General features: G+C 41.6%; 18 protein-coding genes. 9 read left to right on the top strand and 9 right to left on the bottom strand.

Annotation, left to right across the window (positions count from 1 at the left end; genetic code table 11):
• The 3 genes from trpB (at position 1) to ACFQ19_RS03830 (ending at position 4371) form a co-directional block, all read left to right on the top strand.
• On the top strand, positions 1-1212 hold the full coding sequence (gene trpB / locus ACFQ19_RS03840) for a tryptophan synthase subunit beta (protein WP_379590707.1): 1212 nt from the start codon (positions 1-3) through the stop codon (positions 1210-1212).
• Positions 1199-1975, top strand: a complete 777-nt coding sequence (trpA, locus tag ACFQ19_RS03835) for a tryptophan synthase subunit alpha (RefSeq protein WP_379590706.1) — start codon at positions 1199-1201, stop codon at positions 1973-1975. The genes trpB and trpA overlap by 14 nt, the downstream gene beginning before the upstream one ends.
• Before the next feature lie 1619 nt (positions 1976-3594).
• Positions 3595-4371 carry an exodeoxyribonuclease III gene (locus ACFQ19_RS03830; protein WP_379590705.1) on the top strand — a complete coding sequence of 259 codons (777 nt, stop codon included), beginning with the start codon at positions 3595-3597 and terminating at the stop codon, positions 4369-4371.
• Positions 4372-4601: 230 nt separating this feature from the next.
• Here the strand turns inward: ACFQ19_RS03830 and ACFQ19_RS03825 are convergent, their stop codons facing one another.
• Complete coding sequence (locus ACFQ19_RS03825; RefSeq protein WP_379590704.1) at positions 4602-5549, bottom strand: MBL fold metallo-hydrolase; 948 nt, start codon at positions 5547-5549, stop codon at positions 4602-4604.
• A 351-nt stretch (positions 5550-5900) separates the two neighbouring features.
• Between ACFQ19_RS03825 and ACFQ19_RS03820 the strand changes: the two genes are divergently transcribed.
• Complete coding sequence (locus tag ACFQ19_RS03820; RefSeq protein WP_379590703.1) at positions 5901-6362, top strand: YueI family protein; 462 nt, start codon at positions 5901-5903, stop codon at positions 6360-6362.
• Between the two features lie 58 nt (positions 6363-6420).
• Here ACFQ19_RS03820 and ACFQ19_RS03815 read toward each other — a convergent pair whose 3' ends face one another.
• Positions 6421-7512, bottom strand: coding sequence for a YkvI family membrane protein (locus ACFQ19_RS03815; protein ID WP_379590801.1), 1092 nt, complete (start codon positions 7510-7512; stop codon positions 6421-6423).
• A 270-nt stretch (positions 7513-7782) separates the two neighbouring features.
• Here ACFQ19_RS03815 and ACFQ19_RS03810 point away from each other — a divergent pair, with 270 nt between their 5' ends.
• The 5 genes from ACFQ19_RS03810 to ACFQ19_RS03790 all read left to right on the top strand — a co-directional run bounded on the left by ACFQ19_RS03810 (position 7783) and on the right by ACFQ19_RS03790 (position 14867).
• The gene (locus tag ACFQ19_RS03810; protein ID WP_379590702.1) at positions 7783-9024 is read left to right on the top strand and encodes a PucR family transcriptional regulator; all 1242 of its coding nucleotides are present in this window, start codon (positions 7783-7785) and stop codon (positions 9022-9024) included.
• Between the two features lie 156 nt (positions 9025-9180).
• The gene (gene ald / locus ACFQ19_RS03805; protein ID WP_379590701.1) at positions 9181-10296 is read left to right on the top strand and encodes an alanine dehydrogenase; all 1116 of its coding nucleotides are present in this window, start codon (positions 9181-9183) and stop codon (positions 10294-10296) included.
• A 738-nt stretch (positions 10297-11034) separates the two neighbouring features.
• Positions 11035-11565, top strand: a complete 531-nt coding sequence (locus ACFQ19_RS03800) for a type 1 glutamine amidotransferase domain-containing protein (protein ID WP_379590700.1) — start codon at positions 11035-11037, stop codon at positions 11563-11565.
• A gap of 15 nt (positions 11566-11580) precedes the next feature.
• Positions 11581-12729 (top strand): conserved virulence factor C family protein, encoded by a 1149-nt coding sequence (locus ACFQ19_RS03795; protein ID WP_379590699.1) that lies wholly within the window; start codon positions 11581-11583, stop codon positions 12727-12729.
• Positions 12730-12893: 164 nt separating this feature from the next.
• Positions 12894-14867: an acetoacetate--CoA ligase gene (locus tag ACFQ19_RS03790; RefSeq protein WP_379590698.1), complete on the top strand. Its 1974-nt coding sequence runs from the start codon at positions 12894-12896 to the stop codon at positions 14865-14867.
• Positions 14868-15044: 177 nt separating this feature from the next.
• Here the strand turns inward: ACFQ19_RS03790 and ACFQ19_RS03785 are convergent, their stop codons facing one another.
• The 7 genes from ACFQ19_RS03785 to ACFQ19_RS03755 form a co-directional block, all read right to left on the bottom strand.
• On the bottom strand, positions 15045-15377 hold the full coding sequence (locus tag ACFQ19_RS03785; RefSeq protein WP_379590696.1) for a hypothetical protein: 333 nt from the start codon (positions 15375-15377) through the stop codon (positions 15045-15047).
• Between the two features lie 209 nt (positions 15378-15586).
• Complete coding sequence (locus ACFQ19_RS03780) at positions 15587-16051, bottom strand: hemerythrin domain-containing protein (protein ID WP_379590695.1); 465 nt, start codon at positions 16049-16051, stop codon at positions 15587-15589.
• 82 nt (positions 16052-16133) lie between these two features.
• On the bottom strand, positions 16134-17567 hold the full coding sequence (gene panF / locus ACFQ19_RS03775) for a sodium/pantothenate symporter (RefSeq protein ID WP_379590694.1): 1434 nt from the start codon (positions 17565-17567) through the stop codon (positions 16134-16136).
• Positions 17568-17605: 38 nt separating this feature from the next.
• Complete coding sequence (locus ACFQ19_RS03770; protein WP_379590693.1) at positions 17606-17881, bottom strand: YhdT family protein; 276 nt, start codon at positions 17879-17881, stop codon at positions 17606-17608.
• A 49-nt stretch (positions 17882-17930) separates the two neighbouring features.
• On the bottom strand, positions 17931-18932 hold the full coding sequence (locus tag ACFQ19_RS03765; RefSeq protein WP_379590800.1) for an LLM class flavin-dependent oxidoreductase: 1002 nt from the start codon (positions 18930-18932) through the stop codon (positions 17931-17933).
• Between the two features lie 96 nt (positions 18933-19028).
• Positions 19029-20405: an MFS transporter gene (locus ACFQ19_RS03760; protein ID WP_379590692.1), complete on the bottom strand. Its 1377-nt coding sequence runs from the start codon at positions 20403-20405 to the stop codon at positions 19029-19031.
• Positions 20406-20443: 38 nt separating this feature from the next.
• Positions 20444-20878, bottom strand: coding sequence for a GNAT family N-acetyltransferase (locus tag ACFQ19_RS03755; RefSeq protein ID WP_379590691.1), 435 nt, complete (start codon positions 20876-20878; stop codon positions 20444-20446).
• Between the last annotated feature and the right edge of the window lie 46 nt (positions 20879-20924).

The raw sequence follows: 20924 nt of genomic DNA, 5'->3' as shown, positions 1-20924 counted from the left end.
ATGCAAACATATACATTTCCAGACAGCACAGGTAAATATGGAAAATTTGGCGGCAGATATGTCCCAGAATTACTGATGCCTGCTATCTTAGAATTGGAAGAAGCTTACGAATCAGCCAAAAACGACCCTTCTTTTCAGGAAGAACTTCATAATTATCTAACAGAATACGTAGGCAGAACAACACCATTGTATGAAGCAGAACAACTCAGCCAACACTTAGGCGGACCAAAAATCTATCTGAAACGGGAGGATCTTAATCACACCGGCGCACATAAAATTAATAATACGATCGGTCAGGCACTTTTAACTTTGCGGATGGGCAAAAAGAAAGTTGTTGCTGAAACAGGAGCCGGCCAGCACGGTGTAGCTACAGCCACCGTCTGTTCTCTGCTTGGTTTAGAGTGTATTGTTTTTATGGGCGAAGAAGATATTAAAAGACAGAAACTTAATGTCTTTCGAATGGAGCTTTTAGGAGCGAAAGTTGTCGGCGTTTCTCAAGGCAGTGCAACATTAAAAGATGCCGTAAACGAAGCTTTGCGCTATTGGGTAAACCATGTTCACGATACCCATTATATTATTGGTTCTGTTGTTGGCCCGCACCCCTTCCCGCGTATTGTCCGGGACTTTCAATCCGTAATCGGTGCCGAAACCAAACAGCAAAGTCTAGAAAAACAAGGAAAACTTCCAGATGCAGTCGTTGCTTGTGTTGGCGGCGGCAGTAATGCTATGGGTATGTTCTACCCATTTGTAGAAGATAAAGAGGTTGCATTATATGGTGTCGAAGCTGCCGGAAAAGGGGTTGATACCGATGAGCATGCAGCTACATTAACTGGCGGATCTCCCGGGATGCTTCATGGAACGTTCACGTATTTACTGCAGAATGAAGCAGGACAAATTCAGGAAGCAGCTTCGATTTCTGCCGGGTTAGATTATCCGGGAATTGGACCGGAACACAGCCACCTGCGTGACAGTGAGCGTGTTACCTATCCTTCCATTACAGACCAGGAAGCATTGGAATCTTTCCAATTACTTACGAAATTAGAAGGGATTATTCCTGCTCTGGAAAGTGCACATGCCGTTGCTTATGCATGCAAACTTGCAAAAGGCATGTCTCCTGAACAGTCACTGGTTATCTGCCTGTCCGGACGCGGGGATAAGGACGTCGAACAGGTCAAAGCAAAGCTCGAGGAGGATTCTGATGGGGAAGCATAAATTAGAAAACACATTAAATAATATCAAAGCAACAGGAAAACCACTGTTCGTCCCTTATATGATGGCTGGTGACGGCGGAATAGATCAAATCAACGAACGCATTCAGTTTTTGGATGAATGTGGTGCATCGGCGATAGAATTGGGAATCCCCTTTTCCGATCCAGTAGCAGACGGTCCTGTTATTCAAGATGCCGGAGTTCGCGCGTTACGAGAAGGAACGACGCTAAAGCTGGTTCTTGAGGAGGTAAGGAAACAAAAAGAAACCCGAAACATCCCGATTATTTTGATGACCTATATCAATCCAATTTGGAATTACGGTTACGAACAATTCGCAAAAGACTGTGATACGGCAGGAGTCGACGGCATTATTATTCCTGATATCCCCATGGAAGAGGAAGAAGATATTGCAGCTGCACTTGCTGGGCAGTCCATCGCCTTTATCCGTTTAGCTGCAATGACAAGCCCCGATGAACGCCTGGAGAAAATAGCGCAGGAATCAGAAGGTTTTCTATACGCTGTTTCTGTCAGCGGTACTACTGGCGAGCGGGCGCAACATGAAGAAACGACACTTCATTATCTCGAGAAGTTGACTAAGCTCAGCTTTGTGCCTGTACTGGCCGGCTTCGGTATTTCTAACCCGAAACAGGCGAAGCATTTAGCCGCTTATTGTGATGGCGTAATTGTCGGCAGTAAGATTGTCCACTTATTTGCAGAAGGAAAACAAGCGGAAATTAAGGAATTAATCGGGGAAACGGTTCAATAAATGTATGTTTGCATTGATATAAATGTCGAGACAACCCGTTTCAGACAGCATATAATATATTAGAATCTAGACAACGTTGTCCTTGATTCAAACCATCACAACAACCCATGCCTTGAGGGAGCTGTACGCCACATACAGCTCCCGTTTTTTTATTCTAAAAAATGTTTGCTTTTTTTTACTCAACTTTCGTACTTTTAAAAGTAATTTCCATTCCATAGGGGCAGAGTGTGATCGTTTCTTCCATACATCTATTGACAAGGACTAGGTGGTAAAGTGTACAATGACCGCTGCGGCGGATCGTTTTGCTTTCCTAGGGGCACCCTCTGAAGATCCCTCAGGAGTCAAAATGGTCCGCCTCCGCTAGTGGGATGTTCTATGCATGAAATAGTTGAAAAAATAAAAGCCAGATCAGGCAGAACACATTTTTGGTGGTGCATGATATAAATGTTGAGTATACATTTCTTTCTTGGCATGAAAGCTATTCTCGATATGAACAATTCATGCTGTCATGCAATCATTTAAAACACCAGGATAATTGTTTATTGAGGCTGAAAAGCCATTATTCATCTAACTTCATCAGGATGTTATTGCTTCCAAACGTTGTAGCGTCTTATTAGAGCGCAGGCCAACCACGGAGACTCCTAAGTGGTTTGCAGGCTAAAACCGTGACTCCTAGGGCCTTAGATTACTCACCCCATCGAAAAGAGTTGTCACAACGCCTGCACTTGCACGTCCTGGGACTGCGCTTACCAATGTTGTCAGGTTAGTATAACCGCTGCGGCGGACCGTTTTGCTTTCCTAGGGGCACGCTCTTCAGCTAACTTTTGCCAAGAAGTGCGCTTGGCAAAAGTGGATCTTCAGATGGTGCTGATCCCTCAGGAGTCAAAACGGTCCGCCTCCGCTAGTGGGATGTTCTATACATGAAATAGTTGAACAAATAAAATCATTTAACTCCATTAGGATGTTATTTCTTCCAAAAGCTGTAGCATCCCATCAGAGCGCAGGCCAACCACGGAGACTCCTATGGGAACAGGGCGAGCTGAAGATCCACTTGAAAAGCGGTTTTCTTTTCAAGTTAGCTGAAGCCGTCCCCATGGAAAGCGAAGTGGTTGGCCGGAGCGGGTGCTATACACCATATCTTGTTCAAAAAATAGAAGGGGACTCTAACCAAAAGCATGCATAATAATAGAGAGCATGTTTATCCTGGAACAGCAAGGATTATATGCTTATTCTTTAGCGCATAATTTGAGTAAATTTCACAAAATTCATTAACCTGACAACATTGAGACCTGCGATTACTCGGTCTATTAAAACCGTTGCTGCGCTTACTCGCCCCATCGAAAACATTTGTGCATCGCAGGGCGAGCTGAAGATCCACTTGAAAAGCGGTCTTCTTTTCAAGTTAGCTGAAACCGTCCCCATGGAAAGCGGAGTAGTTGGCCGGAGCGGGTGCTATACACCATTTCCTGTTCAAAACATATAAGAACGCTTTAACGAAAATCAAGCATGATAATAGAGTTCATGTTCATCTGATGATTCCATGCAAAAGAAATCCGTTTCTCAGTCAAATATGATAGAATAACTAACTGTACGATATTAACAGGAAGGACGAATTTCAGATGAAGTTAGCTACATGGAACGTTAATGGAATCAGAGCCTGCGTTCGAAAAGGGTTCTTGGATTTCTTTCATGAAATAGATGCAGATTTTTTCGCTGTACAGGAAACCAAGCTGCAGGCCGGACAAATTGAATTGGATTTGGAAGGATATTATCAATATTGGAATTATGCTGAACGAAAAGGATATTCCGGAACAGCCATTTTCACAAAACACGAACCACTTCATGTTTCATATGGTTTTCAAGATGGAGAAATAGAACCAGAAGGAAGAATCATTACATTGGAGTATCCGGCATTTTATCTCGTCAATGTCTATACACCTAATTCTAAGCGCGATTTAACCCGGTTGGAGGAACGGCTGGAGTGGGAAAATAAGATGTTTCATTACTTACAGGAGTTGGATACGAAAAAACCGGTTATTTATTGCGGAGATTTAAACGTTGCTCATCAGGAAATAGATGTAAGAAATGACAAAACAAATCATGGCAATTCCGGTTTTACCCGAGAAGAGCGCGATAAGATGACACGCATTTTGAACAATGGCTTCATAGACACCCTGCGCTTTTTCTATCCGGATCGCGACGATATTTTTACATGGTGGTCCTACATGAAAACCATCCGTGAAAGAAATATCGGCTGGCGTATTGATTATATTATTGTGTCCAGCGCTTTGGAAAAATGCCTGGAAAGTATGGAAGTTCACGGGGATATATTGGGAAGCGACCATTGCCCGGTAAGTCTGGAATTAGATCTAAGCAAACAGGAAATAAATATTTAATCCAAAAACGGCAAAAGGCTCGCATCGAATGCCCCAAATAATTGCGGCATGAATAGCAGCCCAATGATTAAACCTATTAAAAACACAGCCATAATACGTAACGTTTTTCGCATATACTCTATACCTCTCTTTCATGCAGAAAGTTGAAAAGGGAGTGCTGCAGATGCACTCCTTTTCACTTATCAACAGCATACATCCTTAAAGTTATTTACAAAATGCTTCTTTCGTTCTTATTTCTTCTGCAAATAATCCACCATGCCAAGGGCGTCTAACTGCAAATCGATATGAATCATCTGATAAACTTCATGCGCGTCATCAATCCCCTGTTCACGAAGTTCTGATTGGACATGTTTCAATAAACGGTTTGCAATCTCATCATAGCCTTGCCCTTCTGCAAAAGCAGCTTCTCCTTCTTTTACAAAGAGATGTAACCAGGACTCCACCTGGCTCAGGGCTTCTTCTACTAAATCCGTTTCTCCAAAGTGTCCAAAATAAATATAATCCAATTGTTTATCACGGAATCTCTGTATCGAAGCTATCATCGCCTCCGGGTCAAAATGGTTCGGAGAAGTTGTCGGTAAAAAGAAATCCAATCCATGCGGAAATAACTGCTCATATTGAATCCCGGCAGTATCCCCGGTAAACATGCCGTTACTTAACGGATCATAGATTGCCAGATGATGTTTGGCATGACCTGGCGTATCCCAAAATTCTAACACGCGTCCTTCCGAAATTTGCAATGTATCTCCTTCTGTTTTCTCTACAATTCTATCCTCATCCGCTGGTACAATGGGATCATATAATTCTGAAAAACGCTCCCCATAAATTGCGCGTGCTCCTGCTGCTAATTTTTTAGGATCAATAAGATGCCTTTTTCCTCTTGGATGAACATATAAAAGAGCGTTTGGACAAAATTCCAGTAAGCGACCAGCTCCACCGGCGTGGTCTAAATGAACATGTGTTACGATGATATGTTGCACATCTGTTAATGCATACCCCATTGTTTCCAAACCTTTTTTGATATAAGGTACAGAAGGGCTCGGTCCTGTTTCCACAATGGTAAGTTCATCTGCTTCTATCACATAAGCTCCCGTCCTGCCGCTCACGCCAAAGTCAAAACCATCAATCAATGAAATGCCATGATGAAGCTTCATTGTTTTTCTAGCATGTAATTGCATAATCATCCCTCATTTCAGCAATATATATAACATAACCTATTCCTATCTTAACATTTTTTCAGATCATTTCTGTAAGATTTTGAATAATCTCTTATACACTATGTATCGCAATGCAAATGCCCGTAAAATGATTCCTTCAAGGTACGGCATCCCCTTTTTGAACAAAGTATTCCTTTACACCTTAAAGAAAAATAGGAAGAAAGAATGGTTTTCTTTGCTTGATATCTCACAATAGGGTACATTAGAGGGGAATAGCTTTTATTGTGAAAAACAAACGTCCGTACAACTTGCATTGAATGAAGTTCTCTTTATGAAGACGTTAAAAAGCATGAACAAAAAGGATGACATATGATGGACAAAAAGAATGTAGATGATTACCTGCAAGAGGGCATGTATGGAACACGATTACCGAAAGATAGCGAACGGAAAATGTACCTCGGTGCATTACGTGAACGTGTCGCCTTTGCTTTAACCGTTGGAGAAGTAATGGCTGATAAAGGGATTGACGAATTAGAGCGTCAGTTAAAGCAGCATAAAAAAGCAAAACTTCTATTAAATGGAAATGTATCTCACCGTTTTTTCAAAGAAGAAAAAGCACTTGCCGACCGCTTTTCCATACCGCATACAACGGTAAGCAACCAGGAAAATGATACGGAAATCGGCTTGGTACTCGCCTATTCTTATGCTGTAGATATAGAGCATATCTACCTCGATGATATAGACCAACCAACAAAACAACAAGAAGAAGAAGAAACAAATCCGGAAGATGACTCAAAAGGACTTGTCGCTAAACTGAAGAACCTATTTCAATAATAATATGATGAAAAACCCCGGGCATTATAGTCCGGGGTTTTTCACATGATTTCATGAATCACTTATCGTCAAAACGAATATTTTTCATTCTAAATGGTGTAATAATCAAAACAACAATCAATACCAGCCCCATGTAACCGATTAGTGAATAAAATTGCGAAACCAAATCCGTAAAGCCGACAAAGCTTAATATAAAACCGGCGACCAAGGTAACCGCTAAAATAATATTAAATTTCTTGGTTCCCTGTTTAGCAAATCTGGTAACAAATGCAAAAAACATACTGATTGCCGTATTAAAAATCATACCAAACAAGACAATGGCCATAATCGTACCTAAGATGGGAGAAATATTATTGACGATAGCCAGCATCGGCATTTCGTAATGACCTGCTTCTTCAATTTTTGCAAAGATGGCATAATAACTGAGTATAATGATTGCACCAAGTCCTAATCCGCCGGCCAGACCGCCGATTGCAGCTGTTTTTCTATCCTTTTCTGCACTGCCCATTACAAGAGACATCGCCGCACCCACAGATGTATTAAACGTCGCATAATTCAGTCCAGCTATAAACCAGTTTGGAAAGAAAGGTCCATGACTTTTCGCCGTGCTATCCAAATTGGAAAAAGAACCGTCCATCGTCATAAAGCTGTATATAGAAATAATCACTACAAAAATAAGTAAGAAAGGTGTGATACTGCTAATTATTCCGACCACTTTATTTACTCTTAACATGCCTGTTAAGAGAACCAGTACGGTCATGATAACAGCACCCGCTACCCCGGGCAAACCAAACTGTTGCTCTAGATTCGCTCCTGCTCCAGCAAGCATCACGACCCCTACACCGAATAGTGTAAAAACCAAAACAGCATCTATGATAACCCCAATAAGATTAAAACGGAATATCTTTTCAATGATTTTAAAATCACTTATCTTATAAATCACTTTATTATAGGATGTTGATTGCGCCCTGCTCCCCAGCCAGACCAGCATCATTCCTACATAAGCAAACAGCACTGTTGAAACAAATGCAGCTAAAATCCCCCACATTCCAAAACTGGTAAAATACTGCAAGACTTCTTGTCCAGAAGCGAATCCGGCGCCGACGATCACCCCGATGAATGCGCTTCCAATGACGAAGATTCTCATCAATTTTCTCATACACTTTCTCCTCCTTTTCTCCTTGTCTTCAAAAGTATTAGATGCAATCTTTCTATGTATATACTAAAATAAATATAGCGTATTTATTTTGGCTTTGTGCCAAAAACTATGATTCGTAATAGTACATAAAAATACAACCTATGGAAAATAATAATTTTTTTCACAAAAAAAAGCAAGTATGCCAATTATTTCGTTAATTCCAAATAATACAAGCGTTTTCTTCATGTGGATGACTATGCTTCTTCAAAAGGAGTGCTTTTTATGGATACCCAAAAAAATAAAATAGCAACACTGCAGCAGCCTTTTTCTAATTTAGACGATCTTGCCGACACGATCAGTGATGTATTGGCATGCCCTGTCACCATTGAAGATGCCAATCATTATGTTCTTGCCTACAGTAAACATACAGAAAATATTGATGAAGCAAGAATCGGTACCATTATGAACCGAAAAGTCCCTGATAAAGTCATCAATGGACTTTGGAAAAACGGTGCCATGCCGAAACTGATTGACAGTGATCAACCTGTCATTATCCCTGAAATTCATGATATCGGACTTGGAAACCGGATTGCTATTTCCATATGGAAAAAGAACGACATATTAGGTTTCATTTGGGCACATACAGGGATGAAAGAATATACTGCAGAAGATTTAGAAATACTAAAGGAAGCAGCACATCAAGTGAAAAAGTATATTCTGCAAAAACTGCCTGACCGGCGAAATACCGAAAAAGCTTACAAAGACTTTTTCTGGCAATTGTTGACAGCAGATTTTGTCAGTAATCATACCATTCAAGCTTACGAAAAACAATTTAATATCAAACTGCGAGATGGTCTGGCTATTGTCATTTTTCATTTTGAAGATCATATAACGCCACAAATAGAAAAACATGCTTCCTACCTTTCGGAAACAATGACGCAGGTAAATACGATCTTCCGTTTATTTGACGATCAGGATTTAATTCTATTAATTCGTTTATGGAAGGAGAACGATACGTCGGATAAAATATATCAATTCATTGAACATTTTCAGGAAAAAATCAGTACACAACTGCAGCTGACTTCCCTGCACGGAGCGGCAAGTCAAATTTACGATTCCGCAAAAGATATGACACAGGCCTATGAAGAAGCCCTTCAAAGCCTTTCTTTACAAAAGCAATTTCCAGAAGAACTGGATTCCTGTTTTCTATATGAAGATTTAGGGATATTCCAATGGGTGGATATACTCAAGGAACATCGTCAAAAACGCCATCATACAAATAAATACATTCAACTGCTGCAGCAATATGATAAACGCCAGCAAAGTCATTTATTGCACACGCTGGAAAAATATTTAGAGAATGATTCCAATGTCCATCGTACAGCCAAGGATTTATTCATCCACCCAAACACCATGAATTATCGGCTAAAACGTATCCAGGAGATCAGCCACCTTGATTTAAAAAATCCGCACCAAAAAATAGCAGTCTATTTAGAATTATTAGCTGATAAATTGACACTTTAAGCGGGTATACTTTAACTTCCTTGGTTCCAGTAATTAGAAAGAATTTGTGTAAATACACAAACGAAAGAGACTGAATTCATTCATTTCCATAATGAAATATCACAAAGGAAGCGTTATCATTATAGATATACATGATAAACAAAGGGGCGTATAAACATGATTATTGGAGTTCCCAAAGAAATAAAGAATAACGAAAACCGTGTCGCCATGGCTCCATCCGGGGTCGTCCATCTTGTACAATCCGGCCAGACCGTTCTGATTGAACAAGAAGCAGGACTGGGAAGCGGCTTTACAGACGAAGAATATAAACAGGCAGGTGCGGAAATAATCACAGAGACGAAGAGTGTTTGGGACCGCTCTGATATGATTATGAAGGTAAAAGAACCGCTTGAGTCAGAATATACCTACTTCCGGGAAGGACTGGTATTATTCACTTACCTTCATTTGGCTGCCGACGCGAGATTGACAGAAGAACTGGTTGCAAAAGGAGTCACAGCCATTGCTTATGAAACCATTGCAGTGGGAAATTCTCTTCCGTTGTTAACACCAATGAGTGAAGTAGCCGGACGCATGGCTACACAGCTTGGTACACAGTATTTAGAGAAATCCAAAGGCGGAAAAGGGATTCTGCTCGGCGGGATTCCGGGTGTCAAACGGGGAAAAATAACAATTATCGGTGGCGGTGTGGTCGGCACAAACGCTGCACACGTAGCGATTGGTCTTGGAGCGGATGTAACCATTATCGATTTAAATCCGCAGCGTCTCCGAGAATTAGAAGAAATCTTCGGTTCCAATATACAAACATTAATGTCTAATCCATTAAATATTGAAGAAGCTGTCAGAGACTCTGATGTGGTTATTGGTTCCGTATTAATTCCCGGCAGAAAAGCTCCAAAACTTGTCACAGAAGAAATGGTGCAAGCAATGCAGCCGGGCAGCGTGATTGTGGATGTTGCGATTGATCAGGGAGGCAACTTTGAAACAGTCGATCACTCGACAACCCATGAAGATCCGATTTATGTCAAGCATGATGTCCTTCATTATGCTGTTGCCAATATCCCCGGCGCTGTTCCGCGTACCGCAACAGTCGGTCTAACCAATGTCACGGTGCCTTATGCAGTAAACATTGCAAAGCAGGGTGTAGAAAAAGCAATTCGAAACAATGCACCCATCGCCAGCGGTGTGAATGTGATGCACGGACATGTAACAAATGAAGCAGTTGCCAATGATTTAAACTATGAATATGTTGCTGTTAAAGATGTTTTAAACTAACTCAATAGTGGATGTTCAAAAACTGTTACGCTGGAAAAAGCGTAACAGTTTTTTCATACTGATTGATTACTCTGAAAAAGCTTTCTCGCAGTGTAACTGGCTATAAGATTCCCACTTCAATAAATGAAGGAAACGTGTTATTTCTAAGCGGAAAATCCAACAGCCAGTAACGGCCCAATTCGTTCCGGCCTACAGGATGTAGGTCACAAAGGCGTTGCGACAACGCTTTTCGATGGGGTGAGTAATCGCAAAAGCTCTTCGATGGGACGAGTAAGCGCAGCAACGGTTTTAATAGACCGAGTAATCGCAGGTCTCAATGTTGTCAGGTTAATGAATTTTGTGAAATTTACTCAAATTATGCGCTTAAGAATAAGCATATAATCCTTGCTCTTCCAGGATAAACATACTCTCTATTATTATGCTTGCTTTTGGTTAGAGCCTCCTTCTATTTTTTGAACAAGATATGGTGTATAGCTTCCGCTCCGGCCAAGCCCTCCGCTTTCCGACGTACAACGGTTTTTGATGGGGCGAGTAACCGCAACCCCAGGACGTCGCGAACTCAGCCTTTGTTCCTTATCATTCAGTGGGGAGGAAGCAGTCTAAGTTCGCTACTTCGTGCCCTAACATCTGCACTAGCACGTCCATGTGCGTCTCCCCCACTGAAGGAAGTTTCACTTTATAATCGTCATTTTTATACCAGTCTGTTACACTTATCCTATACAGAATGGAGGGATTATGTTGCGTTTACAAAATCAAAAAGTGATTGCCCTTGTGGATCATGATTTTGAAGATTTGGAACTGTGGTACCCTGTTCATCGTCTGCGTGAAGAAGGTGCTCAAGTAGATTTAGTCGGACAGGCTGCCAAGGAGAAATATATTGGAAAATATGGCGTTCCTGCCGAATCGGATTATGCTTTTTCTGAAGTAAATCCAGAAGATTATGATGCTATCTTGGTTCCCGGCGGATGGGCTCCGGATAAATTGCGTCGTTTTCCCGAAGTTATCCGCTTCGTGCAGCATATGAATGCGCAACAAAAGCCGATTGGTCAAATTTGCCATGCTGGCTGGGTCTTAATTTCTGCCAATATTTTAGAAGGCAAAACGGTCACCAGTACACCGGGAATCAAAGATGATATGACGAACGCCGGTGCAACATGGGTGGACGAGCCTGCGATTTCTGACGGGCATCTTGTTTCCAGCAGAAGACCGCCGGATTTACCGGATTATTTACGTGAATTAATCAACGTAATGGAAGCATATCAACGGTAAGGGAGTATTATATTCATGAAAATTGTTTCTATAGAACCGACACCAAGCCCGCATTCGATGAAAATCAATGTAAATGAGAGTTTACCTCCTGATGAAACGTATAATTATAATATCAAAGATGATTTATCCGACGCACCGGTATATGTTCAGGAGCTTTTTGCTTTAGGTGGTGTTAAAAATATTTACCGTGTTGTCGATTTTATTGCATTGGGAAGAAACCCTAAGACGCCTTGGGAAGAACTCCTGCCGCAAGTTAAAAGTGTATTGGGTTCAGATGAATCATTAGTTGACTCACCTGAAACTGCCAATGTAAATCAAGAACCGGCGGAAGCATTCGGGGAGGTTCGGGTATTCATTCAAAAGTTTTTCGGCATTCCCATGCAGGTGAAGCTGGAAGAAGAAGACCAAGAGAAACGTTTTGGCCTGCCGGAACGGTTTTCCAATGCTGTAATGGAAGCCTCTCCCGCTTCTGAAAATGTCCTGATGGACCGGAAATGGGAAGAACAGCACCCGCGTTACGGGGATATCGATGAAATCGGCAATGATGTGGTAGAAGAATTAAAGGCAAGCTACGGGCAAAAGCAATTGGATATCTTAGTCAATATCGCTTTGCAGATAGATGAAAGTGTAGACAACACAACAAACTACTATCAGCATGTGCCGTTGGAAAAACTGGATCATCCAGATTGGCGCGAACGCTATGCGGCATTGGACCGGCTGGATCCGACCTTGGACGATCTCACCCTTTTGGAGAAAGCAATCCATGATGAAAAAACTTCTATCCGCAGATTGGCAACTGCTTATTTAGGCATGCTGGAAGATAAAGCAGCATTGCCATTACTATATGAAGCATTAGCCGATAAAGCCGTCAATGTCCGCCGCACAGCCGGCGATTGTATTTCTGACTTAGGCTATACAGAAGCGATTCCCAATATGATCGAAACATTAAAGGATAAAAGCCGCATTGTCCGCTGGCGCGGTGCTATGTATTTATATGAAGCCGGCGACGAATCTGCTGTTTCCGCACTGCAAGAAGCTGCTGCTGACGAAACAGAGTTCGAAGTCCGCATGCAAATGAATATCGCATTAGAACGTATTCAAGGCGGTGAACAGGCGAAGGGTTCCGTCTGGCATCAAATGACACAAGCAGCAAAATCAAAATAAAAAGGTAAAAGCTGATTCAGCGTAGTCACCGCTTCTGAATCAGCTTCTTTATATACGCATTTAAAAAGTGTTCAGAACTTATATTTTCCATTTTAAATTCTTTACGTATGGTAAGCGTTTTCCTATAATAGTAATATCGGAGTAATGGAAGGGGGAGTTTACAAATGGAGATACAAGAAGGTACATTGCTATATGAACCTAGTAAAACACAAGTGGAACAGTCGAATATCACTTCTTACCGCACTTGGTTACAAGAATACAAACACATCCAGACAAATGATTACTATAACTTATGGAAATGGTCTGTAGAGGATATCGATACATTTTGGGAATCTATTTGGGAATATTTTAATGTCCAATCGTACCAGCCTTATCAAACGGTACGTTCCGGAAACCAAATCATGGGAACAACATGGTTTCCGGAAGCAAGAATTAATTATACAGAACATGTTTTTCGAAATAAGTCCCTAAACAGCCCGGCTATTATGCATACATCCGAAAACCGGGAGCTGCAAGAGATTTCTTGGGAAAAGCTGTATCAGGATACGGCTGCCCTTCAACAAACATTGGAAAAACAAGGGATTCAAAAAGGGGATAGAGTAGCCTGTTATGCGCCAAATATTTATGAAACGGTAGTTGCTTTTCTGGCAACAGCCAGTTTAGGAGCTATCTGGTCCAGCGCTTCTCCTGACTTCGGGACACAAAGTGTGATGGATCGCTTCCAACAAATTGAACCAAAAGCAATGATTACAGTGGATGGGTATACGTATAACGGGAAAAAGTTTAATAGATTGGAGGTTGTGAAAGAGCTGCAATCTGCACTTCCTTCTTTACAAACAACCATTACCATTCCTTACTTAGACCAGCAAGCGAATTTTAATGACTGTGTTAACCCCATTTCCTGGATGGAAGCAACGACCAGTCATGAAAAGTTGGAGTTAACCTATACTCCAGTTGCTTTTAATGACCCAATCTGGATATTATACTCTTCCGGAACAACAGGAAAGCCTAAACCTATCGTACACAGCCAGGGCGGGATTTTATTAGAACACTTGAAAGCCCTCCATCTGCATATGGACTTAACATCGGGCTCACGGTTCTTTTGGTTTACTACCACCGGCTGGATGATGTGGAATTTCCTTATCGGAGGCTTGCTGACAGGGTCTACGATCATTCTCTATGATGGCAGTCCGGTTTATCCGGACAAACAAGCATTGTGGCGCCTTGCCGAGCAGACAAAAATGAATGTTTTCGGCACCAGCGCCAGCTATATCACTTCTTCTATGAATGAAAACCTGTCGCCGAAAAGGGATTTTGATTTATCCCATTTACAAAATATCAGCTCAACCGGTTCCCCTCTTTCTCCAGAAGGATTTGCGTGGTGCTATACCGATGTAAAAGATGATATTTTTGTTTCTTCTGCAAGCGGAGGAACTGACGTATGTACTGCTTTCTTGCTGGGGTCTCCCACTCTCCCGGTCTATGCAGGAGAAATTCAATGTCCCGGACTGGGAGCAAAAATAGAAAGCTTTGATGCAGACGGCAATGCATTAACCAATGAAATTGGTGAACTTGTCTTAACCGCTCCATTTCCAAGTATGCCGATTTATTTCTGGAATGATGAATCCGGGTTACGGATGTATCATAGTTATTTTGATACGTTTCCAGGCATTTGGTGTCATGGAGACTATATCAAATTAACCGATAGAAATACGGCGGTCATTTATGGAAGGTCAGATGCGACAATTAATCGGGGAGGCATCCGGATTGGGACGAGTGAAATTTACCGTGTAACAGATTATGTTGCTGCAGTTGAGGACAGTCTGATTATTGATTTGCCAAAAGGAAATGGCGATTCGATTACGCCGTTATTTGTTGTTGTCAAAGACGGCGGAGAATTAACAGAGGCGATCAAGCAGGATATCAAACAACAGCTGCGGACCCATTGTTCACCAAGGCATGTGCCGACGCATATTTATGAGCTGAAAGAACTTCCGCAAACCCTGAATGGAAAGAAAGTTGAAATTCCTGTTAAAAAGATTCTGATGGGGCAGGACGCCGCTGAGGTTATTAACAAAGGCTCACTAATTAATCCGGATAGCTTGGATTATTTTATTGAATTGGCTAAGGAAATCTAAAAAATGCTGATGGAGGAGTTAATTCTTCCATCAGCATTTTTTCTGTAAACCAAGTTAGCAAAACGCTTTTTCGCTCTATATTTTGTTCTTTGATTATTTGAAAGACATATCTTTCAAATAGTCCCTTCGCCGTCATGCTTGCGAATGTCCAGATCATTGGGACCCCTTCATCCAACATTACATCATTAAAAGAATAATTGCAGGAATAAATAAAACCAGCGAAATAATAGTTAAAATACCCATAATTAATAATAATGTACCGTACCTGCTCAATAATTTATTCACATGATCCACCGTTACATCACTGGCAGACATTATATTAGAAGCTTCTACACCGGTTTGATAGAAAAGATAACCGGTAATAATCGAAACAACACCGGAAAATATACCAGCAGGATTAGCAGCCGCACTGAAAATAGCCGATATCACACCGAATATGATCGATGTTGCTCCTACAATTTTCCCCCAGGTGGCAATCCTTTTCATCGTATCCATTGCTAAATGTTCCATCAAAGCTCCTCCTTTATCCAACTCTTTTTAGTGTTCTATTCACCTTCAACCGTTCCGTAAAACATTTGGGAATGCTCTTTCCCTCTTCGTAAAGAGCTGTACATCGTGAATGAAGTTCCACGTAATGATTACATCTCTGCTAGATGCCAGGAAACATAAAAATACGGATTTCGGCTGTATTTGCCGGCAATCCGTATTTTTCATTCCATTTAAAAACCACTGTAGGAATCCCGATGAAATGCTCCATAAGCCTGCTGCAGATACTTATCCGGCACAGCTTCCTCTATAACCGGAAAGATTTCTCTCTCTTCCAACCGGACATTTTTCTCTAAGAGCTCGCCAAGGCGGTGCATCTTATCATATGGATCTTCTCTGTTTTCACGAATAGCATAAACAAGGCTGCGAATTTGCATATGCTGAAAAAGCATCTCTTTCATTAACTCCGTTTCCGGTTCTTCCGCATACGCATCATAAAGCGGCAGCAAAATTTCTTCTTCATCCCGAAAATGGGATACTGCGTCCTTTTCCCAATAGTCAACCAGACTCCTGAAAGATTCCCCTAAAGATTGCTCCGTCTTTTCTGTACCAGCCTGCTTTAATGCCATCGCTTGTACCAATGCATGATGATGGTGATGAGATAATGGCTTCAATGCATCATGGCGTTGCTTCTTCATAATCATCCACCTCCGACACTGTCTGCTTAAGCTTTCCCTTTATTTTAAGTATAAACCAAACCCGGTCCAATTTTATATCATTTCACCTTGCTATCGCATCTTTTTTAATGAATAAACTCCCTGCAACATATGCAACGAGAGCCAGCACCATCGAAGTGACAACAGAATGCATGCCAAACGGCTGCGGGTAGCTTGTTTCAAAGATAATATAACTGATGACACCGGTAAGCATCGAAGCAATTGCTCCATGCCTGGTCCCTCTCTTCCAGTAAAGACCAAGAATAATCGGCCAGATAAAAGCAGCTTCTAAACCACCCATGGAAAATAAATTCAGCCAGATAATTAAATCCGGCGGCTGTAGAGACATCAAAACAACGATTATTCCTATACATGCAGTCGTACCCATACTCCATGTACGGATTGTTTTATCACTTGCATTTGGACGTACGTAATTTAAATAAACATCCTTTACAATCGTCGAACTTACCATTAACAACAGGGAATTCACCGTGGTCATGATCGCTGCCATCGGTGCAGCCAAGACAATTCCCGCTACCCACCCTGGCAGGACAGCCTGTGCCAGTTCCGGCATCACTGTATCCCCGACTTCAATGCCAGGAAGAACGGTTCTTCCAAACACACCGATTAAATGCATATTTAACATAATAAAACCGACCACAAATGTACTGATAATAATACCGCGATGCAGCGCCTTTGTATTTTTATAAGACATCGCACGAACTGCAATTTGCGGCAAGGCGACCACACCGACACCAACCAGTATCCAGAAGGAGGAAACATAAGCAGGTGTCAAGCTTCCATCTGCACCAAATGGCGTAATCAGATTGGGATTCTCCGCCGTTAAGTCGCGCATAATTTGCGAAACACCGCCGCCAGCAATAATGACGGCGACAAGTAAAATAAGCGTTCCTAAAAACATAATAATACCTTGAATGCCGTCCGTGACTGCTACTGCCCGAAAACCGCCGATGACAACATATATAATAACAGCCAGCGAAAAAATACATAACGCCGTAAAATAAGATATCCCCGTCAACGATTGCACCAGTCTTGCCCCGCCGATCCACTGTGCTGACATCGCCGAGAACAGGAAGATTAGAATACTGACTGCCGAAAGAATAACCACCCATTTGGATTGATATCTTTCCTTTAAGAAATCAACAATCGTAACGGCCTTATACTTTCTTGTTACAATTGCAAAACGTTTTCCTAATATCATTAATACAAAATAACCGGAAGCGAGCTGTGTCATCGATAACAACACCCAGCCAAGTCCTTCATTATACGCTGTTCCCGGACCGCTCAAAAAACTGCTCGCACTGCCATACGTCGTGACAAGCGTCATCGCCAAAATAAAACCGCCCAGGCTTCTTCCGCCCAGAAAATATTCCTGTAAAAACGCATCTGAGCGGCTGACAAATTTCCCTGCTCCAATCCCGATGATAAAAATAATCACAATTAATATAAATAGTGGTACAACCGCTTCCCAATTCATATTTTTCTCCTTTGCTCAAAAGCTGGGATGTCACCCTGCTATTCTTCCTCTTCTGTTTCCAAAGACATATCTTTAAAAAAGAATTTCACCACGAATACCGTTAAGATCATCATGACAATAAAGCCTAGAATACAACTGAAGAAAAACCACGCTGGAAATCCAAAAATGTAATGATAATCTTCTGGAGACTTACTTCCTAGCCCGTAAGCAAAACCATACCACCAGATAAAATTAAAAATAACAAGACCAAGACCAATCCACGCTTCCCGATTGGCCGCCTTATAACGCTGATCTGTCCATACGTTTTTTTCCATATCAAGACCCCTGACTTTCTTAAGAAGATAATGTTATACACATATCCGGTTAAAGCATTGCTTCAGCCAACAAACGATACGATTTTTTCTTGGCTTCAAAATCAAACGTATTATTGATAACCATAAACTCATCCGTCTGGTATTTCTCTTGTAAAGCAAGTAGCTGCTGCTTCACTGTTTCCGGTGTGCCAACAATACACCTTTCCCTGTTCTTTTTGATCATCTCTTTATCTTCTGTACTTAGTTTTCCTTCATCCCTGCGGACAGCCTCAGCAGACACTACCTTGGTTCCTAACCCTTTACTCACATTCAATAACCATTTATCCTGCGTCAGCGCATGCTCCTCCGCTTCTTCTTCTGTCTCTGCGCAGACAATGAAAATACATGCCATCGACTCAGGGGCTTCTCTATCCACAGAAGGAGAAAAGTGATCCCGATATGCTTGAAGTGCTTTCACACCGCTTCCCGGATAGATAAAATGCCCAAATATAAAACCCGCTCCTAATTCAGCTGCGTGTTTGGCACTGCGCTCTGATAATCCTAACATCCAAAGTGGCGGCGCCTGTTCCACTCGCGGACTTGCTTTTACTAAACGAAAATCATGGTCCCGCGGCAAGGAATTATGCAAAAAACCTTGCAAATCAGCAACCTGCTGAGGAAATTCAGTTAAACTTCCGCTTGGATTATCTATCAGCGCTGCTCTTGTCTGCTGTGAACCTCCAGGAGAATTTCCCACACCAATATCGATTCGATTGGGGAAAAATGCCGCTAATGTTTTCCCAATCTCAGCGACTTTATAAGCACTGTACTGCGGCAGCAAAATCCCGCCGGAACCTACACGAATATGGTTTGTGACAGAAGCAATTCGCGCCATCACAATTTCCGGTGCTGAAATAGCCAGTCCATTTGTATTATGATGTTCTGCTACCCAGTAGCGGTGATAACCGAGTTCTTCTGTCCATTTTGCCAGTTCCAATGTATGCTGTAATGCCATTTCCGGTGTCTCCCCCATAGAAATCGGGGATTGATCTAATACACTTAATTTCATGATAAACACGTTCCCTTTCCAGCTTAAACAGATTCTAACAACTATTTAAAAGCATAAATACCATCCATTCAACATTTATGCTTTTTCATTGAAATCCTGCTATTCTTTTTTCTCCCGGATTCGAATGGACAGCAGCATACCAAGCAATGCTGTGACAGCCATAATAATCAATGCATACGTCGTCCCCCAATAGGTTCCTACCTGTTCCGGCGCATCCATAACTGCAGTTGTTACACTGATAACCGTTGTCAGAATCACCACACCAAAAGCCATCCCTAATTGACGGACCGTATTCACAATCGCTGAATTATGGGCCATTTCCTTTTCGTCCAAGACATTGACGCTGACAGAAACCAGCGGCTGCAGCGACAAACCAAAACCTATCATAAAGAAACAATAATAAATCATGATAAAGAATGGAGAACTGTTCATTTGCACCGTTGTCATCAGTACTAAAGACAGCAGTGTAAAAGCAAAACCGGTAATAGCTAATATTCGGCCTCCATACTGATCATATAAATTACCAGAGACGACAGAAACAATACACAGCAGAATCGTACCAGGAACTAATAAAAAGCCGGATAGAAAAGCACTTGTTTCCAATACATTCTGTGCAAACATCGGCAAGATTGTTTCTGCAGATAATAATAACATCATATTCATAAAAATAAGAATGACAGCTAATAGGAATGTCCGGTTTTGAAAGAGACGGACATTGAGCACCGGAACATCATCCGCCAATTGCCGCCGTACAAATAGATACAATAAAATAACACTGATGAAGAATGGTAAAATCACGACATAGAAATCCATTCCGGCAGTACTGATATTACTGATACTAAAAATAAACAAAGAAAAAGCCCCTGCCGAAAGGATTACAGAAAGAATATCCAACCGCGCGGCCTGTTTTTGCAGCACATCCTTCATATAGAAAACCGCACATCCCAAAAGAATCAGCACCAACGGCAGCATAAACCAATGAAGCATACGCCAATGAAAAACATCAATAATCATCCCGGTTAAAGATGGTGCGCTTGCCGGCGCGACATTAATAACACCCCCGAGCAGCCCGAGAGCAAACCCTCTTCTCGATCTGGGAAATACCGTAATTAAAATCGTTTGAATCACAGGCAATATCACACCAGTTCCAACTGCTTGAATAGCCCTGGAAAAAATCAGTTGTATAAAACTTTGTGAAAATGCACCGACAATAAGGCCGGCAGCCATGCAAAGCAGTGCAAAAATGAGCAGCGTTTTGGTTGAAAATCGATTCGATAAATAACCGGTCAACGGAATAAATACAATTGTTGTTAATAAATAAATCGTCGTCAGCCATTGTACTTCCGTGGCATTAATCTGAAATTCGTTCATAATCGCCGGATAAGATGTAATCAACAGAAACTGGCAAAACGTTAATAAAAACGCTGTTGCCAGTGTAACGATAATAACCCCTTTGTTTTCTACCTTTTGTTGCATGCTTCCTCCTTATCGGGTGTGACGTTATATGTAAAGTGTTAACGAAACTGCTTCACCATCAAATAATGCGGAATCCCATCTTCCATAAATGCCTCCGAAGCTGTTTCATAGCCCAATTTATGATAAAAACCTTCTGCATGCGTTTGTCCATGCAGTTTCGCGCGCGGCAAACCATGTTCCTGCACGATGTCTTCTAAACACTGTACGATAACCTTGCCAAGTCCGTATTGACGATAAGGCTTCAAAATACAGATGCGCTCTAATTTCCCGACACCTTCCACTGTTCTCACTCTGCCTGTTCCCACAGGCTGGTTATCGTAATATACTAAAATATGATCGCAATCCGCATCCAGCGAATCAAATGCATCAAATTCCTCTTCTTCCGCCACTTCCTGCTCTTTTACAAAAATTTCTTTTCGAATCTCAAAAACTTTCTGTAAATCCTGTTCCTCGGTTACTTTTTTACAGTTCATTGCTGCTCCCCTCTCTGAATCTATTTGCGCTTAATAAAAATGATAA

It is taken from the genome of Oceanobacillus locisalsi, assembly GCF_042675985.1.
Taxonomy (GTDB): Bacteria; Bacillota; Bacilli; order Bacillales; family Amphibacillaceae; genus Oceanobacillus; species Oceanobacillus locisalsi.
Note: the sequence above shows the minus strand (reverse complement) of the source record. Positions and strands in the feature narration are given on the sequence as shown.

Bases quoted from the DNA above. Each gene is read 5' to 3' on its own strand.
- trpB (WP_379590707.1), top strand. From the start codon at position 1: ATGCAAACATATACATTTCCAGACAGCACAGGTAAATATGGAAAATTT.
- trpA (WP_379590706.1), top strand. From the start codon at position 1,199: ATGGGGAAGCATAAATTAGAAAACACATTAAATAATATCAAAGCAACA.
- ACFQ19_RS03830 (WP_379590705.1), top strand. From the start codon at position 3,595: ATGAAGTTAGCTACATGGAACGTTAATGGAATCAGAGCCTGCGTTCGA.
- ACFQ19_RS03825 (WP_379590704.1), bottom strand. From the start codon at position 5,549: ATGCAATTACATGCTAGAAAAACAATGAAGCTTCATCATGGCATTTCA.
- ACFQ19_RS03820 (WP_379590703.1), top strand. From the start codon at position 5,901: ATGGACAAAAAGAATGTAGATGATTACCTGCAAGAGGGCATGTATGGA.
- ACFQ19_RS03810 (WP_379590702.1), top strand. From the start codon at position 7,783: ATGGATACCCAAAAAAATAAAATAGCAACACTGCAGCAGCCTTTTTCT.
- ald (WP_379590701.1), top strand. From the start codon at position 9,181: ATGATTATTGGAGTTCCCAAAGAAATAAAGAATAACGAAAACCGTGTC.
- ACFQ19_RS03795 (WP_379590699.1), top strand. From the start codon at position 11,581: ATGAAAATTGTTTCTATAGAACCGACACCAAGCCCGCATTCGATGAAA.
- ACFQ19_RS03790 (WP_379590698.1), top strand. From the start codon at position 12,894: ATGGAGATACAAGAAGGTACATTGCTATATGAACCTAGTAAAACACAA.
- ACFQ19_RS03785 (WP_379590696.1), bottom strand. From the start codon at position 15,377: ATGGAACATTTAGCAATGGATACGATGAAAAGGATTGCCACCTGGGGG.
- ACFQ19_RS03780 (WP_379590695.1), bottom strand. From the start codon at position 16,051: ATGAAGAAGCAACGCCATGATGCATTGAAGCCATTATCTCATCACCAT.
- panF (WP_379590694.1), bottom strand. From the start codon at position 17,567: ATGAATTGGGAAGCGGTTGTACCACTATTTATATTAATTGTGATTATT.
- ACFQ19_RS03770 (WP_379590693.1), bottom strand. From the start codon at position 17,881: ATGGAAAAAAACGTATGGACAGATCAGCGTTATAAGGCGGCCAATCGG.
- ACFQ19_RS03760 (WP_379590692.1), bottom strand. From the start codon at position 20,405: ATGCAACAAAAGGTAGAAAACAAAGGGGTTATTATCGTTACACTGGCA.
- ACFQ19_RS03755 (WP_379590691.1), bottom strand. From the start codon at position 20,878: ATGAACTGTAAAAAAGTAACCGAGGAACAGGATTTACAGAAAGTTTTT.